Genomic DNA, 16,990 nt, shown 5'->3' with positions numbered 1-16,990 from the left:
CGAACAAAAAGGGGGAGACAGGTGGAGCGATGAAACGGATCTTTGTGTACGAGTACCTGAGCGGCGGCGGGGAGATGGCCCCCGGCGAACTTCTGGCGATGGGCCAGTCCATGCGCAATGCCATCATGGCCGACTTGCTTCGCCTTGGAAACCTTGACCTGTCGGTCGCGACCTGCACGGCGGCGTCGCGCGTGCCGGAACCCGCCCGGCCGGTCACGCCGCGCAACGGCGAACCAGCCTTCGAATTCGTCCGGCGCCAAGCCAACACGCACGATCTCTCGTGGGTGGTCGCGCCCGAAACCGACGGACTGCTGGCGCGCTTGCAGCAATGCGTCGATCCGGAACGCTGGCTGGGCTGCGATGCCCCGGCGATCGAACTCGCGACGCGCAAGCGCATGACATTGACGACGCTGGCCGAAGCGGGCATTGCCACGCCCTTGGCCTTCGAGCATGAGCCGGAAACCACGCGCTGGGTGGTCAAGCCGGACGACGGTGCCGGGGCCGTCGAAACCCGCCTGCATCACGATCAGGAATTGGCGATGGAAGACTGGTCGACGCGCTCGCGTGCCGGCCGCGCCATGGCGATCGAGCCGTGGGTCGAGGGCGTCGCACTCAGCCTGTCGCTGCTGTGCGGCCCGAAGGGATACGAACTGCTGAGCATCAACCGCCAGCACCTGGACATCGATGCGCAGGGCCTCCTGTCGTTTCGCAGCGTCGACGTGAATGCAATGCCGCTCACCGATCCACGCGCCGCGAAGCTCGGCGCCCTGGCCGCGCGCGTGCACCGGGCCGTTCCTGGTCTGCGCGGCTTCGTCGGCATCGACCTCGTGTGGCATGAACGACGCGGCCCCGTGGTGATCGAGATCAACCCGCGCGTGACCAGCGCCTACGTTGACCTGTCGCGCGCGCTGGGGCGCAACCTGGCTGCCGAGGTGATCGCCACCCGCAATGGCGAGCGGGTTTCAAAGGCGGTGCATGCGCATGTCTGAACGCACCGTGATCGGCTGGGACATCGGCGGTGCGCACGCAAAGGCCTGCCTTCTGCAAGGCGGCGAAGTGCTCGACGTGGCGCAATGGCCCTGCCCCCTGTGGCTGGGCATGGACCGGCTCGATGCCGTGCTCCATTCGGCGCGCCAGCGATGGGATGGGCTGGCGGCGGCGCAGCACGCCGTGACGATGACCGGCGAGATGGTCGACCTGTTCGCCGACCGTGAAGATGGCGTGCGAAGGATCGCGTCGGAGCTGGCGCGTGCACTGCCGGCGCCGCAATTCTTCGCCGGGGACGCCGGCTGGTGCCGCGATGCCGAGGTGCCAGACCTCTGGAACGCCATCGCGTCGGCCAACTGGCTCGCGACAGCACGCCACGCCGCACTGAGCATCGGCACCGGCTTGCTGGTGGACATCGGCAGCACGACATCCGACCTGATCGCGTTCAAGGACAGCCGCATCCTCACCGCCAACCGCACCGACGCGCAGCGCCTGGCCAGTGGCGAGCTGGTCTACCACGGCGTGGTGCGCACGCCGCTTTGCGCAGTGGCGCAGCGCATCGATTGGCGTGGGACGCCGCACAACGTGATGAACGAGTTTTTCGCGACCAGCGCCGACGTCTACCGCCTGACCGGTGAACTGAACCCTGCCCATGATCTGCACCCGAGCGCCGACAACGCCAGCAAGGACCTGGACGCCACCCGGCAGCGGCTGGCCCGGATGATCGGCCTCGATCGGCGAGATGCCTCGCCCGACGATTGGCTGCACTTTGCGCTGTCCTGGCGAGCACTGCAGGTTGGCGTTCTGGGCGGTGAGATGCGCCGCGTGATGGAAGCGCACGAGCTGCCGCAGGACGCGGTGATCGTCAGCGCCGGATGCGGCGACTTCCTGGTGAGCGATGTGGTGGCAAGCGCATGGGCGGGCACGGCCGAGCCATGGCCCGCGCACCGTCACGTCGCGTACGGTCGCGACGTCGCACGTGCAAGGGCGGACACCGGCACCGGCCGCGCCGCAGTGCAGGCGTGGGCCCAGGTGTGCGCGCCGTGCGTCGCCGTCGCAACGCTCTTCGACATGGACCCCACCGTATGTGGATCGTGAAGATCGGCGGAAGCCTGAACGCAAATCCGCTGCTGCCGGCATGGCTGGACCTGCTGGCCGAATGCGGCGGGGGTCGCGTGATCGTCGTCTGCGGTGGCGGCGCCTTCGGCGACGAAGTGAGGCGCGCCCAGGCGCATTGGCGCTTCAGCGACCTCAGCGCGCACAACATGGCGATCCTCGCGATGGCGCAGACCGCCTACCTGATGCACGGCCTGAATCCCGCATTGCAGCTCACGCGCACCCGGTCGGACATCCACCGTGTGCTGCACAAGGGACACACGGCACTCTGGCTGCCCCTCGAACTGCAACGCAGCCGGTCGACCGCCCAGACGAACTGGGAGTTCACCTCCGACAGCATTGCGCTCGATCTCGCCCATCGCCTCAATGCGGAGCGCCTCGTGCTGGTCAAGTCGTGCGAGATCGACCCGAGGTTGAGCCTGATCCAGTTGGGCGAGGCGGGCGTGGTCGATCGGTCTTTCGGGGAACTGTCGGACGGTGCGGCCTTTCCGATCGACGTCGTTCACTGCAACGAGGTGGCGCGCGTTCGTGCATTGCTCCTGGGTCAGGTCAGGTTCGACGATGAATGATGGGATGGGCCGGCTGCTTCGGCGGCTCACGGTTGTGCATCAGTGCGACCAATGAATGCAAGCGCTGAGGGTCGAGCGCCGAGCTTCGGTCGCCCGCGCACACGGCCGTGCGGAAGCCTGCGAAGTCGGGCGCGAGCGCGCGCAACAAGGGTTCATGCGTCGCGCGCAGCGCGCCCGCCAGGCCGACCATCGTCCCGGTCGCGCGCACCGCGGCGATGAAGCGGCGCAAATCGTCCATCGGCACCGCGTCGAACAGGCTGCCGGCACGTTTGTCGAAGGTGTCGGCCATCACGCCCGGAAACCCCAAGGCGCAGGAATGTGCGACATCGGCGAACTCCAATCCCTTGTCGGCGATGAACACCGGCACGATGGGCCAGTCGCTGGCGGCGAGCGCGCCGAGTACTGTATGCGCCTGCGGCACGCGCTCGATCCCAACCTTCACATAGTCGACGCCGCACGCACCGACCGCATCGACGCATGCGGCAATACGTTCAGCCTCGTGCATCGCCACGTCGCCGATGGTGGCGCTGATCGCCAGGCCGCTGGCGTGCCCGCGCAGTGCACCCACGATCTCGCGAATGGTGGCGATCGGCAGGCCGCCCAACGCACCATGGCCTGGTTCCTTGAGATCGATGAAGTCGGCTCCCCCTTCCGCAGCCAGCAAGGCTTCTTCGACGCTTCGAACGCTGACGAGCAGTTTCATGACGATGGTCCCTGCATGACATCGGCGGCCCGGGCGCGATGGCTTTGCACTGCGTCGACCAGCCAGCGCCATGCTTCACGCTCATTGGGGCCGGCCGTCTTATCGATGGCAATCTTCAGATAGGCCATTTCACTGTCCACCTTCTGCGGCGGCAGCATGTGCAGACGGCTCACCAGCACAGCCCCCTCGATCACGGCCGCCTGCGCGCGGTTGAAGCCGGCGAAGCTCGAATGGATGACCTCGTGCACCCGCATCATGTGCAGCACCGGACGCTCCACGTCGTCGATCCGTTCGGCCAACCTCAATTCGACGTGGCTCAAGGCGCTGCCCAGGCGAACACCTGCGATCTTCTCTGCCGGCTGCGTCGGCCAATCGCGGCGGCCGGTCACGCAGCCGGCGAAGACGCGGGTGTCCGTCACGATGTTGAGCACCGCACAACCGGTCGCGCAGATGTTGTCGTAGGTGGTCGAAGGCTTGAACGGCATCAGCACCACATGCTCGCCGCGGTAGCGCACGCCCATCGGCGCGACATGCGGCTTTCCGTTGGGTGCAACGGTGGTCACGACGGTTTCGAAGATGACGTCGTTCATTTGAAGGGCTCTTCGGTCGTCTTGCGAGGGGCCCTCGTCGTGCCCGGCGCGCACCATGCATCGAGGTCTTCGGCGTTGCGATCCACGGCGCACCCCCAGTCCAATGGCTGATCCTGCACATAGCGCTTGCCGAGCTTGTGGGCGATCTCGGCGTGTGCCAGTTCCACGCCCATGTAGAAGGCGTGCGCCGCGTCGGCTTCGAGGCCGAGTTGCGGCCACAGCTCGAACGCGCCCAGCCCCCTGCGCAACCCGTCGCGGTTGTAGACATGCAGGCCGCTCGCAGACACCTGCACGCGGAAGTTCGGATCGCGCACTTGCGCCGCAGTGGCCGCGATCTCTTCGGGCGTATCGAGAAACGGGCGTTTGGCATGCACCGTCATCAGCGCATCGCTCAAGCCCTTGGGCAGCGTGCCGTGGTGGCGCGCCGCGTACATGATGCGGCGCGCCCAGTCGGCCTCCTTCACCGCGCGACGGGCGTGGTTGCTGACTTGCGTGGTCAACACGGCAGCGACGTCGAGCTCGGCGCAGATTCCGAACAGCAAGGCGTTGATGCCGCTGGTGTCCGCCTCCGTCAATTCGGTCAGGTTGCCCACGCCCATCATGATCGGCACCTCGGGAAAGCGCTCGCGCAGCCGGTGATAACGCACGATCGATTTCGTCAGGCCGAACGGGATCGGGTCGAGGATCGAATCGGCGAGGAACGCCCTGCCCCGCCGCTGCATGGCTTCGACCGCCTCGTGCAGCGAGGCCTCGTCGCTGGGGACGCGAGGGATCAGGATCGGGGTGGATGCGACCTCCTCTGCCACCCACAAGGTGTCCAGCGTCAGGCTGAGCAGGTAGTCGGCGCCCGCGCGGCCGCCGCGCAGCAGCTCGGCGGTGTCGACCGAATCGACGCTGACCTGGAACCCCCCGGCTTTCAGCGCCTGGACGGCTTCCTCAAGGCGATCGAATGGCGTCTCAGGCAGGCAGCCCAGGTCGATGACGTTGGCGCCATCGGCCCTCAGGCGCCCGGCGCGCGCGACGATCTCCGGCACGGTCAGTCGCGGCGCATCGACGATCTCGGCAAAGATCGCGACCTCGTATTCGTCCACCATGATGGCCTTGGCGGCGCGATCGAAGAAAAGCGGCAGGTCCTTCACCTCCTCGGGACCGCGCTGCACCGGAACGCCGAAGTGTCGAGACAACGCCTCCATGTCGCCACGACAGCGCCCCGGCACGACGATGCGATCGACGCCCTCCTGCAGCGGCACCCGGCGGCGGATCATGTCCGCCGTCATCAGCCCGGCAACCTGCAAACCGAGGTCTCGCACTTCCCACGTGAACGGGGCGGCATCGATGCCGGCCAGCACCCGCTCCAGACTCGGCTGCGCGAGGTGTCCGGTCAGGAAGAGGATGTGTTCCATGCGCGAGAGATTTCCTTCAGTCGGACGTCGAGAGCGGCTTCAAGTTCGGCCGGCGAGGTGACGACCCGGCAGAAATCGATCCCGCGCAGGCGCTCCACGTTGTCCAGTTCGATCCGCCTCGGCCGCAGCGTGACCCAATCGTGCGGCGAGCGGGTCACGACCACCGGCTCGGTGTCGCATGCAAACACGATGCCCGGTATGCCCCGCTTGCCGGCCTGCGCGAACATGTTGGTCGGCAGCGAATCGCTGATGCCGTAGGCGCACTTGGCCACGGTGTTGCTGGTGGCCGGCGCGACGACAACGGTGTGATAGATGTCCTCGTACAGCATGCCCACGGGCACGCCGCTGGCCGTCTTGTCGCGAAAGATGCGAAAGCGCAACTTCAGATCATCGAGGTGCAGCCGGTAGATCTCCAGGACTTCCTCGCCGGCAGCGGAGAGAAACAGGTCGACGTTCGGCAGTCGCGCAGCAAGCGCCATCGCCTCGTCGAGAAAGTGGCCGGACCCGGTCACGCACCAGGCGAAACGGGAACGCGGCTCGGCATGCTCGGCCGGCGCCGCGTCGTCGGGCGCATCAGGATTCTTGCTCGGGATGGGAGACCTCGATCTGGAGCTTGTGGATCTTGCGGTAGAGCGTGTTCCGGCTGACATCCAGCGCCTTGGCGACGTTGCTCACATTCCAGCGGTACTGCTCGAGCATCTGCAGCAGCAACTGCCGCTCGTTGGCCTGGATGAGGTTGAGCTTGGCGCTGCCGGGCGCGCTGTCGCCGTGCACCTCGCGCGCCGAGCCCGGCACGGCGGCTGATGTCGCGGCAGGCACCGACATGTCGACCCGCTCGGTATTCATCCCGAGCAACGGCTCACCGTCACGTGTCGATTGGAGGTTGACCGCCATCGCAGGAAGGTGGATGCGGGTGACCGGCCTTCCATCGGCCAGCGCCGCCGCGGTGCGCAGGACGTGCCTCAACTGACGGATGTTGCCGGGCCACTGGTGCGCCATCAACAGCCGCTCGGCCTCGGCACTCAGCGATGCGTCGGGACCGCCTTCGGCAGTCAGCAGCGCGCGAATCAGTTCGAGCTTGTCGCTGCGCTCGCGCAACGCCGGCAATTGCACTTCGACGCCTGCGAGCCGGTAGTAGAGGTCTTCCCGGAACCGGCCTTCACGCACCATGCCCGGCAGGTGACGATGGCTGGCGCTGATCAACTGGAAGTCGACCGCATGGCTTTCTTCGGTGCCCAGCGGCGTGACACGACGCTCGTCGAGCACGCGCAGGAGCCGCGATTGCAGTTCGAGCGGCATGTCGGCGATTTCGTCGAGGAACAGCGTGCCGCCGTCCGCCTGCAGGACCTTGCCGCGGCGCCCGGAGCGCTGTGCGCCGGTGAACGCACCGGCGCAATAGCCGAAGAGCTCGGATTCGATGAGCGCCTCGGGCAGGCTCGCGCAATTGATCGCCACGAACGGCCCTCCCGCCCGCGGGCTGCCGTCATGCAGCGCGTGGGCGAAGACCTCCTTGCCCGAACCGGTTTCGCCGCACACCAGCACCGGCGTACCGCGGGCGATCACCCGCCGGCCGATGGCCAGTTGTTCGGCAAGGCGCGGGTCTTCGAAGGTGCACTCGGTCGACACGCTGCGCAGCACCGGCGTCGGCCGCGCCTTGACGCGAGAGATCGTTGGAATCGACAAGTCGCCCGGTGACGGCGATGACGACGATGACGAAGATGGCAACGAGGCCGCCACCGCGTCCGCGACCGAGGCCGGGCGTCGCGCCACCGCGAAGAAACGCAGCGCCGCGTCGGTCCCGTAGGTCACGACCGGGTGGAACGATGACGAGGCGCTTCGCTGCAGCATGTCGGCGAGGGACGTCTGGAACAGGTCTTCGATGCGTCGCGATCGGATCTGGTCCATCGTCTGCAAGCCGAGTTGGAACATGGCGCTGCGATTGGCGGCAAGAATGCGCCCGTCGTCGTCCACCGCGAGCTTGCCTTCGTGCAGTGTGTAGACAAACTCCGGGCGGCTGTGGAAATGCAGCGGATGGGCGTTGCGGAACTCTCGATCGATCAGCCGGTTCTCGATCATCCGCGCCGTCATGGACAACAGGACCAGCAGATGCTGCTGCATCAGGCTGGAACGGCTCGTCACGTCGAGCGCCGCGACGATGTTGCCCAATGGGTCGAACACCGGGACGGCCGAACAGGTGAGCTGCGTGAACTGCGTGAAGAAGTGATCGTCGCGGCACACGGTCACCGGGCCGGCCGCAGCCAGGCAGGTTCCCATGCCATTGGTGCCTGCCTCGGTTTCGCTCCAGACGCCACCGGCACGCAAGCCCAGCGGCCCGACTTCGGCAGCGAACTCGGGCGACGCCACCATGTGCAGGATCACGCCGTCGGTGTCGGTCAACAACACTGCGATCTCGCTGTCGGCCAGCTGCTGGTAGAGCGTGGTCATCTCGTACCGCGCGCACTCGATCACGCCTGCGTGACGCGTGCGCCGCTCCTCGAGTGGCGCGCGCCCGATCACGTTCGGGTCGTGCGGCTTGTCCGGCCGCAGGTGGTACTGGTCCAGACAACGGATCCAGGAGCGCATCACCACGTCGGTGGTCTGGTCCTGGAATCCGCCGCGCACGATGCCCAGCACACGATCCGCGTGGGGATCTGCCGGCTTCGCGCTCTTTCGAAGAGTCAGCGCCATCGATTGTCTCCATGTGCGACCGGCCCACCGGATGCGCGGTGCCTGAAACGCACTGTCTGTATGGCCCGCATTTTGCAGCGTGAGTTCACAGTGCGCAAAGATACTTTTTGCGACAGCATGGACCCCACACGCGAAGGAGCACTTTGACTTCCGAGCAGCATCCGGCAAGTTCCGCGCCCGTGGTTGCGCAGCCCCCATTGGCGGATCTGAGCGCCATGGACGTGATCTTCATCGAAGGCTTCGTCGGCCATACCGTCATTGGCATTCATGAGAGCGAGTTGCACCGCACACAGCCTCTGGTCATCGACGTGCATGCGGGACTGGCCCGCTCGCGGGCCTGCGACACCGACCGCATTGCGGACACCATCGACTACGCGGCCGTCTGCGCGCGACTGCGCCGCCTGTTGGCCGAGCACGAACTGAAGTTGCTCGAGGCCTTTGCCGAAGCGATCGCTGACATCGTGATCCACGAATTCGGCGCGATCTGGGTCCGCGTCAAGGTCGTCAAGCCGAAGAAGTTCAGCGATGTGGCCGCCGTCGGCGTGCAGATCGAGCGCCGGGCGCCGCTACCCAAGGAACACCCCTCCCGCGCAGGCGCAGTCCTGCGTTTGATCGGCGCCGGCATGGTACCTAGATAAAGCACCGACAACCCCGCCGCCATGCCAGAAACACCGCGGAACCGGCTCCGCCGGGCCGCTGGTGTTGCCCCCGGCAGGGGGTGGGCGCCCGACACGAAGTGCGGGCAACCTGGGGGCGAGTCAAGTATGCGCTGCGAATGGGTGGGCTACGCTGCCCTTCTTGGCGACGACTTCGGCGGCCGTGGGCGAACCGGCGACGGCGCGCTGGATCGATTCCTTCACGGCCTGGTAGTTGTAGTCCTGGATCTTCGTGTCGTCGTCGGCCAGCCAGTGGATGAAGACGCCGCAGCAGATGAACAGGTTGTCGGCTTCGGCGGCAGGGATGGTGCCGTCTTCGACACAGTCGGCCACGGCCATGGCCACGGCACGCTGGGCCGGACCGAACATCTGCACGGCCTGCTTGGCGCCCTTGATCGTGACCTTGTTGAAGAGCACGGTCGCGGGCTTGGTCAGCAGGTTCGGTGCAACGACGGCCAGCAGACAGGTGAAACCGTCCTTCTGGTTGGTCAGTGCATTCGCGAACGCTGTTTCGGCAGGGCTGCCGCGCGGCCCGATGATCAGATCGATGTGAGCCACTTCATTGCCCTCACCGACGAGTGACTCGCCGACCATCATGCGATCAATTTTTGCCATGGTTTTTAGTCTCCTGGATTGCGTTCTGGGCCAAAGGGACGCCGGCCTGCCGGCCGGCGCAATCCATCAGATATCACGTTCCGTGCCACCCGTCCCGGCCTGCGCGACGGCAAGTCACTGCGAGCCTGTCAGACCCGCGATCAGCAACGCGGCGACCGTCAAATCGGCCGTGGTTCCCGGGTTGATCCCGTCTGCCTTGAGCGAGGCGTCCCAGGCTGCGAATTGAGGATCGCCATCGAGCCCCCCCTCGCAGCGCGCGCGCACCCGCCATCCCTGCGCCGCAGTCATGACAATGTGTGCCACCGCCTCGCCATGAATTCGAACAATGTGTGAATCGGCAACGCTGCCCAGCAGCGCCAGATAGAGCCGCTGGACCGCAGCGACGGTGCCGGCATCCGGCGCGCCGTTGGCCGACGGCGCCATCAGCGAGAACCCGGTTCCGAGCGTCGGCAACCCCAGGTCGAACAGCATGCCGTAGCCGTCGCGGTACTGGCGCGCGATGCTGTCCCGGTGTGCCGCGAGCGCCATGGCCGCGCGCAGGTCGACACTGGGCGCGCGCCTGACGTCTTCGTCCGGCGCCGTGCCCAGGCCGCCCGGGCGGGCGCGGGCGATGGCGCGGAAGGCCGCCTGTGCATCGGACAAGTCGAGTGCGCCCAGCACGGATTCGATGGCCTCTCGCAAGGCTGTCGGCGCCGTGGCGTCGGGCCGCAGATCCACAGCCCGTGCGATGGGCGCGCACAGCAGCACGATGCCCAGGTTGGTGTTGCAGCCGGCGACCGCCCATGTCGCATCCACCGCAGCCTCGATCCGCTCGCCCACCGATGCCCCGGGCTCGAACAGCGGCCCGGCCGCGGCCTTCGCGCTGGCGATAAAGCTCTCGGCTGTCATGCCATGCCCGGCAGATGCGCGGCTGACGTTGCCCGGCTTGCGCACAGCCACATCGAGCTCGCAGGCGCGCAGGAAGCACGCCCTGGCTCGGTCGATCGTGTTCATGCTTGGCGCGGCATCGTCGACCGCGCGCCGGCCCGGGCGCTGGCCAGCTTGCGATCGAGCAGGTCGTCGACGATGCTGCGGGCGATGTCGAAGTGGGTCACGCGCTGCAGGCCCTGCCAGGCGGCGACGCCGTTGACTTCGATCACCTGGATGCCGCGCCTCGACGGCATCAGGTCCACGCCGGCGTAGTCCATGCCCAGCGCCAGCGCAGCACCTTCAGCCGGTTCAGCGAGTTCTGGCGAAAGTTCAGCCGGTTCGCAGCGCGCGCCCTGCGCGACGTTGTGGATCCAGTGACTGCTCACCCGCCGCATCGCGGTGACCGCCCTGCCTCCGACCACCAGCACCCGCCAATCGAAGCCGGGCGTCGTCAGCGCCGGAATGAAGCGCTGCAAGTAGGCAAGCGATCCGTACGTGGCCTCGATATTCGGCAGCGGGTGATGAACGCCATCCACCTGGCCCACCAACTGCAGGCCCTTGCCCTGCGAACCGAACAGCGGCTTGAGCACCAGCGCGTGGCCGGCCGCGCCTTCGCGGATCGCGATGCGCTGCGCGTGTGCGAGCGATTCGGTCGCCCAGGTCGGCGGCGATGCGATGCGCGCGGCGTGCAGCAGCAGACTGGTCATCGACTTGTCGACGCTGCGTTCGATCGCCCGGGCGTCGTTGTAGACGGGCACGCCGAGTTCGCGCAGCGCATGCAGCACGCCGAGCCGCTTCGTGACCTGCTCGAAGGTTCCGCTCGCGATGCCGCGCACGAGCGCCGCGTCGGGCAGATCGCGACCGAAGCCGGGGATGACCAGGCCGTGCCAGGCGGCCGTCGTGTCGATCCGGCAGTCCGCCAGATCGACGCAGCGACCGACGCAGCCTCGCGCCCGCAGCGCCGCCTGGAGCCGGCGCGTGTGCCAGCCGGTCTCGTCCGTCATGATGGCCACCGTGAAGGCCATCACGCCTCCTGCCGCCACAGGCCGAGCAGCAACGGCATGTCCAGGCCGCCGGCGTGCCAGGTGTGGCCGCTGTCGAGATTGCTGACCCACACCTCGGCCGGCGCGAACAAGGCGCCGTCGATCTTGTAGAAGTCGTATTCCGCTGCCTTGAAGATGTCGGCGAACGAACGACCGTGGTCGCTCGAGTTGCGCGAGGGCAACTGCCTGGCAAGCTCACGCGCCGCTGCATCGTCGCCACGCACGGTGAGGTGGACGCGCCCCCCGTAGAGGATCGCGTCGTTGGTGCGTCCCATGGCCTCGACGCCGTCGGGGCTGGGCGCCGGCAATGGCGCCGAGCCCGCGCCGCCCACGATGCTGCCGAGGTCGAAGCCCAGCTGGTGCGCCTTGTGCAGCGCGACCTCCAGCACGCGCGTCACCACCTGCGTGGTGCCGGCGAGGCTGGTCGTCGGCGTGAGGATCAGGGTCAGCCGCTCCGCGCTCAAATGGCAGTCGCGCAGCAGCTTGTCGATGATCACCTGCGGCGGCGGCCGGTCGACCTCCATCACGAGCACGCCCGCATCCGCATGATCGCGATAGCCGAGTTCATCGAAGAGCGTTTCCTTGGCCGCCAGCGCGCGCGCCGGGCCGGAACCGAGCGAGAAGAACTTCTTGCCCCCCGTTTCCTCCTTGCTGGCCGCGAGGCTCCACCCGGCGTACTGGCTGCCCAGGCAGGCCAGCACCGGTTGCGCGCTGTGCACTTCGATCCAGGTGGGCCAGCCTTCCAGTCCATCGGGGCGCAGGACGATCTGGCCGAGGCCGCCCATGCAGATCTCGCCCACCCGCAGGCCCGCCGCGACGCTTCCGCCCGCTGCAATGCCCGCGTCGACGATGAAGGGACCACCCTCGTCGCGGCGCACTCGCACGCCGAGCGCATCGGCATTGGCAAGCAGCCGCTCGACGAGCGGTCGGGCGAGCGCGTTCACGCTGAGCTTGCATGCGGCCAGGGGTGGTGTCGCCGTTGCGTCCGTCATGCGGAGATCTCCAGGGATTGATGCACGGCCTCGCAGCCGCGCTGCAGCAACTCGCGCACGTGCTCGGCGTTCGCACCGCTCGCACTCACGCTGCACAAGGGATCGCCGGCTTCGAAGGCCGTTGCGGCGATCGGCAGGTCATGGCAGCCGGGGCGCGCCGCAAGACGCTGCGTGGCGGGCTCGTCCAGCCAAAGCCGACGCGGTGCGAAGACGACTTCGGTGCCGCGAACGAGGCCGTTCGCCTGCGCAGGACTTTCCGGCAACTCGCCCTGCACACAGGCACGCACATGCGCAGCCACCATGCCAGGACCGTAGAGCGCCATGCTGGCCGGCGGACGCGGATTGACTTCGAGCACGTCGACGGCTTCGCCATCGAGCATGAAGTCCACACTGCCCAGACCGCGCAGCGAGAAGGCCGACACCAGCGCGCGCAGCGCCGCGGTGACCTGGTCCGCCGCGATTGGGGGCAATGGCACCGGGCCCACCGAACCGCAATATACGAAGGGCCGCCCCGCCAGGGGGCGCACGATAAGTTGATTGAAGCCGAGCACCGAGGCATCGCGCCCATTCGCGACGAATGTCGCCGACATGGGCCTGCCTGCGCTCTCGCGCTGGAAGTACTGATGGACGCTCAAGACGTCGGGCGATGTGGCCCGGCGAATGTGCCAGCCGCCGCAGCCATGCGCATCCTTCACGAGCCAGCCCACTGCGTCCTCGGGCGCAGTCACCCGCACTGCCGGATGGGCGATCCCTCGCGCGTCGAGGAATCCGAAGAAGGCCTGCGGGTCCCGCACGCGCCGCATGGCGTCGGCCTGCGTTCCGATCAGCGGCAACAGCGCCGCGCCAGTTTCCAGCAGATCGGGCCGGCCCTCGAAGCCTGAGCCGGCGATCCAGCCGGCGACACGACCCCTCTGCGCGAGCCCTTCGAGCACGGACAGCAGCCGTTCGCCATCGATGCTCAAGCTGGCCGGATCACCGATCGAATGCCACTCGGCGCAGGCACGACGGGTGTCCGCGTCTCCGAACAGATCGAGCGCCACGACCTCGAAGCCGTCATCGACGGCCGCTTCGGCCAGCATCCGCGCGGAGATGGAGACCACGGCCAGCGCTGTCATGGCGGGCGGTCGGATCAATCAAGCCGCCTTTTCGGCAATGAAGGCACGAGCGGTGGCAAATGCCTCCTTGAAACTCAACACCACGGGCGATTCGGCCTCATGCATCTGCACCAGAAGCCGTTGCTGCGTCTGGTATTTGACGTTGCCGATCGCCAATGCACCGACACCCACCGCCGCGGCGCCGGGCAAAGGCTTGGCGTTGTCCATCACGCCGACGCCGGCAATGCCCTCGGGCGGCACCGCGTTCACATCGGCCGCGACCTTGAGCTGCTTCGCGAAGGTCAGCGTCTCGGCCGAAACAACCTGGACGCCTGCCGGCGCACAGGCGAGCAGAACGTCGGCGTCGGCGATCGATGCGCGCACGGCGGCCTGATCGCCGCCCGCGACGCCGCGCAGGCTGACGCCGAAGCGCTTGCCGGTCTCGCCCGCAGCCGCTTCGGCCGCATCGGTGCCACCGCGGCTGGAGAGAAATACCTGCGCGCCCGACTGTGCCGCGATCACACCGGCAATGCGGCCCACCGGCCCCGTGCCACCGAGGATGACCACGCGCCGGCCGTCCAGGCCCTGTGCGCCCTGTGCGCCTTGTGCATGCTGGCCGGCAAGCGCAGCCTCGACGCAGGCCACCATCGCAGCCGCGGTCGTGTAGGCGCCGCTGGGGTCCGCCATCAGCGACACGACGAAGGGCTTGAACATGGCCGCCTTCGCACGATCGAGCATGTCGGCGGCCTGCAGCACGTCGCGCCCGCCGATGAAGATGCCGGTTCGCAGCAGGCCCTTCGGACTGCGAGAGAAGATGGCGTCCTGCGTGAGCCCGGCAACGCCGTCGGTGCCGACCTCGCAGTACGGCACGACGATCTGGTAGCCGGCGTCGGCCGCCATGTTGATGTCGAACGGGCTCATCTGCCGGCCCGGTGTGAACATGTGGAGGATGTAGGGGCGTTCCATGAAGACGACTCTGCGTTGAACTCAGGACATGGGCACTTCGAGACGCCGATCGAGCAGCGTGGCCCCGGTGTTGCGACCGGAAACAACGCGCAGCGTCAGCGATGGGGCGATGAGGTTGGCCGACAGCATGGCATCGACCGCGGCTTCCGCGCGCGCCTGCGATGGGAGGATCGCGAAGCCGGTCGGACCCCAGGAGCTCTGGCCGATGGCGGCCACGTGCTCGGCCTGCAACGCCCATCCGAGCAGTCGACCCACTGCTTCACTTGCGAAAACACGGCCACCCTGCGCGGGCGCGAAATGCTCGCCCAGCACCTGCTGGACGCGCGTGACGCCTGCCGCGAAGGGCGCGAAGTCGCCCGTGGCGGCGCCCGGCAGCACGCGCATCAGCACCTGGTGGCAGATGTCGGCGGCGAGCGCTCGGGGCAATGGCGGCAAGCTGGCGATGCGCCGTCTTTCGTCGTCGCCCGACAAGCCCTTCTGTGCGCTGTCCTGCACGATCAGCACGCGCCAGGCTTCGGGCAGCGGAATACGCGACAACACAGCCGCAGGCGCGCCGTTCGCACCAGGGCCGCCGTCGACGATCAGCCCGCCATGGTCGAATCCTGCAATGCCGATGCCCGACCGCAGCCCACGACCCAGCCATTGCGCCAGCGCGGCCGTGGGGACGCTCAGGCCGTGCCACAGCGCGAACGCCCGGCCGATCGCCAGTGCCAACTGCGTCCCCGAGCCGAATCCAGCATGCGCGGGCAAGACCTGCAGCAAGCGGAGGTGCAGCGGTTCGCCACGACCGCTGTGTGCTCGCAGCAGGCCCAGGCACGCGGCCGCGCGCTCGATCTCGGCATGCTCCGCGGGCCCCCTCGCCGTGATCTGGTCGAGGGGCGACGCGCTGATCTCGACCTCTGTTTCGAAGCCGTTGATCATCAGCCCGACGCTGCCAAAGCGCCGGCCCAGCGATGCGGCAGGGTCGAGAAATCCGAGATGCAAACGCCCGGGCGCACGCAGCGCGACGGTCGTCGGGCGGTCGGCAAAGCTCGCTTCGGGAATGTTTCGAGGGCGATCCATCGCGCTTTCGGTGTAATGAAGTTCAATGGTTGTTCAAGGCTTGCAAAGCAAGCTCTGTTCCGCTGACCTTCTCTCGCGGGACCTCATACGCGGTCTTCGCTAGCGCGCGCTGACTTGTATCGAGTTGAGGACACTGTGTCACCACGCAACGTCCCCGCGCGCAGGTCAGTCGTACTTCAGGTACTTGAAACGCGGATCGTCCGGCGTGCCCTCGAGCACCGCGCCTTCCACGGCGCCGGGTTGCCACATCACGACTTCCTCGATCTTCCTGGCGAGTTCGAAGTCCTTCTCGGTGATGCCCTTGGCCGCATGGTTCATCAGCTTCACCGTGACGAAGGCGTATGACACCGTGAGATCCGGATGGTGCCAGGCGGCTTCCGCGAGGTGGCCCACGGTGTTGACCACCATCAGCGTGCCTTTCCAACCGCTGGTCTTGAACTTGCGACGAATCCACCCGTCCTCGAAGTACCACTTCGGCAGCTCCTCGGCGAGCCGTGCGACGGTTTCTTCGGGCGTGAACACCTCGGAAGCGGACTGCTTGCGCCATTTGGTCATGTCGGTCTCTTTCAAAGTGGCAATGATTGAATGCTATGGCGCCATGGACCACTGCGTACGTTGACCCGTGGATAGCCGCGATGGCGAGAGAGGAGTCCCAATGAGCCGCATCCCAGGTTTCGCGAGCGCCACCGTGACCACGTTGCTGGCTGTGGCCGGCGCCATGAACGCCGCGGCGGCGGACCTTTCGGTGGATCAAGTCAGGGCCGCGCTGAAGAACGCATCGCCAACCACGGCGGCGGACCTTTCGGGCAAGGACCTCTCGGACCTCGACCTGAGCAAGCTCGACTTTCGCAACGCCAACTTGCGGGGCACTAGTTTCTTCGGCAGCAAGCTCGTGCTGTCCGACTTCCGCGGCGCAGCATTGGAAGGCGCCAACCTGAACGGTGCCTGGCTGATGGGCACGGATTTCACGGGGGCCAACCTGACCCGCGCGAGCCTGCTTTCGGTGGTCATCCTGGGTGGCGAGGTCAAGAAGATGCCGATCTTCAAGGGCGCCAACATGACCGGGGTCCGGATGATCGCGGACCTGCCTGGGGCGGACCTCTCCGGGGCCAACTTCAGCAATGCCGTCGTCGGCGTCAACATCAAGAACCAGGGGATGGGACAGATGCGAACCGATCTCGCCAGCGCCAACCTGGCCGGCGCGACACTGGCGGGCGCCGACTTCAACCGATCGTTGATGACTTTTTGCAACCTCAAGGGCAGCAATCTCCGCGGCGCGAATTTCTTTCGCGTCAAGCTCGGAGGCGCCGACCTCACGGACGCCGACGTGACCGGCGCCGATTTCACCGAGGCCGATCTGGATGCGACGGTGTTTCGCAACGTCAAGGGTTTCGCCGAAGCCAAGGGACTCGACCGCGCGGCTAATCTCGACAAGATCGTTCGTTGACTAGGGCCTGTTCACACTACTTCCGGGGTCGCGAAGGTATGCCAGGACGGGCCAATCAAGGCGCGCGACGCCGCATGTGCGTTGGCACATGCAAGGAGCGCAACGCCGAGTGGCCCGTCCTGGCATACCTTCCCTTCGGGTTGTCGTGCC

General features: G+C 67.1%; 18 protein-coding genes. 5 read left to right on the top strand and 13 right to left on the bottom strand.

Going from position 1 to position 16,990, the window contains the following annotated elements; all coding sequences use genetic code 11:
* The first annotated feature begins 29 nt into the window (after nt 1-29).
* From AC1DHL_RS08575 to AC1DHL_RS08565, 3 genes are read left to right on the top strand one after another with little or no spacing between them, the layout of a single operon-like run.
* Nucleotides 30-989 (top strand): ATP-grasp domain-containing protein, encoded by a 960-nt coding sequence (locus tag AC1DHL_RS08575; protein ID WP_478161722.1) that lies wholly within the window; start codon nt 30-32, stop codon nt 987-989.
* Entirely contained in the window at nt 976-2,085 is a 1,110-nt protein-coding gene (locus tag AC1DHL_RS08570; RefSeq protein WP_478161721.1) for a hydantoinase/oxoprolinase family protein, read from the top strand. The genes AC1DHL_RS08575 and AC1DHL_RS08570 overlap by 14 nt, the downstream gene beginning before the upstream one ends.
* A complete protein-coding gene (locus AC1DHL_RS08565; RefSeq protein ID WP_478161720.1) occupies nt 2,073-2,672 on the top strand; it encodes an amino acid kinase family protein in 600 nt (199 codons plus the stop codon). Before AC1DHL_RS08570 ends, AC1DHL_RS08565 begins: the two co-directional genes overlap by 13 nt.
* Here AC1DHL_RS08565 and AC1DHL_RS08560 read toward each other — a convergent pair.
* From AC1DHL_RS08560 to AC1DHL_RS08540, 5 genes are read right to left on the bottom strand one after another with little or no spacing between them, the layout of a single operon-like run.
* Nucleotides 2,653-3,375 carry a (5-formylfuran-3-yl)methyl phosphate synthase gene (locus tag AC1DHL_RS08560; protein ID WP_478161719.1) on the bottom strand — a complete coding sequence of 241 codons (723 nt, stop codon included), beginning with the start codon at nt 3,373-3,375 and terminating at the stop codon, nt 2,653-2,655. The two genes, AC1DHL_RS08565 and AC1DHL_RS08560, sit on opposite strands and share 20 nt — an antisense overlap.
* Nucleotides 3,372-3,965 (bottom strand): DUF447 domain-containing protein, encoded by a 594-nt coding sequence (locus AC1DHL_RS08555; RefSeq protein WP_478161718.1) that lies wholly within the window; start codon nt 3,963-3,965, stop codon nt 3,372-3,374. The genes AC1DHL_RS08560 and AC1DHL_RS08555 overlap by 4 nt, the downstream gene beginning before the upstream one ends.
* Nucleotides 3,962-5,368 carry a DUF6513 domain-containing protein gene (locus AC1DHL_RS08550; protein WP_478161717.1) on the bottom strand — a complete coding sequence of 469 codons (1,407 nt, stop codon included), beginning with the start codon at nt 5,366-5,368 and terminating at the stop codon, nt 3,962-3,964. The genes AC1DHL_RS08555 and AC1DHL_RS08550 overlap by 4 nt, the downstream gene beginning before the upstream one ends.
* Nucleotides 5,347-6,018: a flavoprotein gene (locus AC1DHL_RS08545; protein WP_478103996.1), complete on the bottom strand. Its 672-nt coding sequence runs from the start codon at nt 6,016-6,018 to the stop codon at nt 5,347-5,349. The genes AC1DHL_RS08550 and AC1DHL_RS08545 overlap by 22 nt, the downstream gene beginning before the upstream one ends.
* The gene (locus tag AC1DHL_RS08540; RefSeq protein ID WP_478161716.1) at nt 5,942-8,056 is read right to left on the bottom strand and encodes a sigma-54-dependent Fis family transcriptional regulator; all 2,115 of its coding nucleotides are present in this window, start codon (nt 8,054-8,056) and stop codon (nt 5,942-5,944) included. Before AC1DHL_RS08540 ends, AC1DHL_RS08545 begins: the two co-directional genes overlap by 77 nt.
* Before the next feature lie 215 nt (nt 8,057-8,271).
* Here AC1DHL_RS08540 and AC1DHL_RS08535 point away from each other — a divergent pair, with 215 nt between their 5' ends.
* On the top strand, nt 8,272-8,694 hold the full coding sequence (locus AC1DHL_RS08535; RefSeq protein ID WP_478161715.1) for a dihydroneopterin aldolase: 423 nt from the start codon (nt 8,272-8,274) through the stop codon (nt 8,692-8,694).
* A 120-nt stretch (nt 8,695-8,814) separates the two neighbouring features.
* Here the strand turns inward: AC1DHL_RS08535 and fae are convergent, their stop codons facing one another.
* The 8 genes from fae to AC1DHL_RS08495 all read right to left on the bottom strand — a co-directional run bounded on the left by fae (nt 8,815) and on the right by AC1DHL_RS08495 (nt 15,948).
* A complete protein-coding gene (gene fae, locus AC1DHL_RS08530) occupies nt 8,815-9,327 on the bottom strand; it encodes a formaldehyde-activating enzyme (RefSeq protein WP_478161714.1) in 513 nt (170 codons plus the stop codon).
* Nucleotides 9,328-9,441: 114 nt separating this feature from the next.
* A complete protein-coding gene (locus tag AC1DHL_RS08525) occupies nt 9,442-10,320 on the bottom strand; it encodes a triphosphoribosyl-dephospho-CoA synthase (RefSeq protein WP_478161713.1) in 879 nt (292 codons plus the stop codon).
* Nucleotides 10,317-11,261, bottom strand: coding sequence for an ATP-grasp domain-containing protein (locus AC1DHL_RS08520; protein WP_478161712.1), 945 nt, complete (start codon nt 11,259-11,261; stop codon nt 10,317-10,319). The genes AC1DHL_RS08525 and AC1DHL_RS08520 overlap by 4 nt, the downstream gene beginning before the upstream one ends.
* Entirely contained in the window at nt 11,261-12,271 is a 1,011-nt protein-coding gene (mch, locus tag AC1DHL_RS08515) for a methenyltetrahydromethanopterin cyclohydrolase (protein WP_478161711.1), read from the bottom strand. The genes AC1DHL_RS08520 and mch overlap by 1 nt, the downstream gene beginning before the upstream one ends.
* The gene (locus tag AC1DHL_RS08510) at nt 12,268-13,404 is read right to left on the bottom strand and encodes an ATP-grasp domain-containing protein (protein WP_478161710.1); all 1,137 of its coding nucleotides are present in this window, start codon (nt 13,402-13,404) and stop codon (nt 12,268-12,270) included. Before AC1DHL_RS08510 ends, mch begins: the two co-directional genes overlap by 4 nt.
* Nucleotides 13,405-14,331, bottom strand: a complete 927-nt coding sequence (locus AC1DHL_RS08505; protein WP_478161709.1) for an NAD(P)-dependent methylenetetrahydromethanopterin dehydrogenase — start codon at nt 14,329-14,331, stop codon at nt 13,405-13,407.
* A gap of 21 nt (nt 14,332-14,352) precedes the next feature.
* Nucleotides 14,353-15,393 (bottom strand): beta-ribofuranosylaminobenzene 5'-phosphate synthase family protein, encoded by a 1,041-nt coding sequence (locus AC1DHL_RS08500; RefSeq protein WP_478161708.1) that lies wholly within the window; start codon nt 15,391-15,393, stop codon nt 14,353-14,355.
* A gap of 165 nt (nt 15,394-15,558) precedes the next feature.
* Nucleotides 15,559-15,948 (bottom strand): 4a-hydroxytetrahydrobiopterin dehydratase, encoded by a 390-nt coding sequence (locus AC1DHL_RS08495; RefSeq protein WP_478103983.1) that lies wholly within the window; start codon nt 15,946-15,948, stop codon nt 15,559-15,561.
* Nucleotides 15,949-16,048: 100 nt separating this feature from the next.
* Here AC1DHL_RS08495 and AC1DHL_RS08490 point away from each other — a divergent pair, with 100 nt between their 5' ends.
* Complete coding sequence (locus AC1DHL_RS08490) at nt 16,049-16,840, top strand: pentapeptide repeat-containing protein (protein WP_478161707.1); 792 nt, start codon at nt 16,049-16,051, stop codon at nt 16,838-16,840.
* Nucleotides 16,841-16,990: the final 150 nt, after the last annotated feature.

The organism is Variovorax sp. 10L426, assembly GCF_056395305.1.
This window is presented reverse-complemented; position numbering and strand designations above follow the sequence as displayed.

Coding starts and splice junctions, on each gene's coding strand:
- AC1DHL_RS08575 (WP_478161722.1), top strand. CDS start 30: ATGAAACGGATCTTTGTGTACGAGTACCTGAGCGGCGGCGGGGAGATG.
- AC1DHL_RS08570 (WP_478161721.1), top strand. CDS start 976: ATGCGCATGTCTGAACGCACCGTGATCGGCTGGGACATCGGCGGTGCG.
- AC1DHL_RS08565 (WP_478161720.1), top strand. CDS start 2,073: ATGTGGATCGTGAAGATCGGCGGAAGCCTGAACGCAAATCCGCTGCTG.
- AC1DHL_RS08560 (WP_478161719.1), bottom strand. CDS start 3,375: ATGAAACTGCTCGTCAGCGTTCGAAGCGTCGAAGAAGCCTTGCTGGCT.
- AC1DHL_RS08555 (WP_478161718.1), bottom strand. CDS start 3,965: ATGAACGACGTCATCTTCGAAACCGTCGTGACCACCGTTGCACCCAAC.
- AC1DHL_RS08550 (WP_478161717.1), bottom strand. CDS start 5,368: ATGGAACACATCCTCTTCCTGACCGGACACCTCGCGCAGCCGAGTCTG.
- AC1DHL_RS08545 (WP_478103996.1), bottom strand. CDS start 6,018: ATGTCAGCCGGAACACGCTCTACCGCAAGATCCACAAGCTCCAGATCG.
- AC1DHL_RS08540 (WP_478161716.1), bottom strand. CDS start 8,056: ATGGCGCTGACTCTTCGAAAGAGCGCGAAGCCGGCAGATCCCCACGCG.
- AC1DHL_RS08535 (WP_478161715.1), top strand. CDS start 8,272: ATGGACGTGATCTTCATCGAAGGCTTCGTCGGCCATACCGTCATTGGC.
- fae (WP_478161714.1), bottom strand. CDS start 9,327: ATGGCAAAAATTGATCGCATGATGGTCGGCGAGTCACTCGTCGGTGAG.
- AC1DHL_RS08525 (WP_478161713.1), bottom strand. CDS start 10,320: ATGAACACGATCGACCGAGCCAGGGCGTGCTTCCTGCGCGCCTGCGAG.
- AC1DHL_RS08520 (WP_478161712.1), bottom strand. CDS start 11,261: ATGGCCTTCACGGTGGCCATCATGACGGACGAGACCGGCTGGCACACG.
- mch (WP_478161711.1), bottom strand. CDS start 12,271: ATGACGGACGCAACGGCGACACCACCCCTGGCCGCATGCAAGCTCAGC.
- AC1DHL_RS08505 (WP_478161709.1), bottom strand. CDS start 14,331: ATGGAACGCCCCTACATCCTCCACATGTTCACACCGGGCCGGCAGATG.
- AC1DHL_RS08500 (WP_478161708.1), bottom strand. CDS start 15,393: ATGGATCGCCCTCGAAACATTCCCGAAGCGAGCTTTGCCGACCGCCCG.
- AC1DHL_RS08495 (WP_478103983.1), bottom strand. CDS start 15,948: ATGACCAAATGGCGCAAGCAGTCCGCTTCCGAGGTGTTCACGCCCGAA.
- AC1DHL_RS08490 (WP_478161707.1), top strand. CDS start 16,049: ATGAGCCGCATCCCAGGTTTCGCGAGCGCCACCGTGACCACGTTGCTG.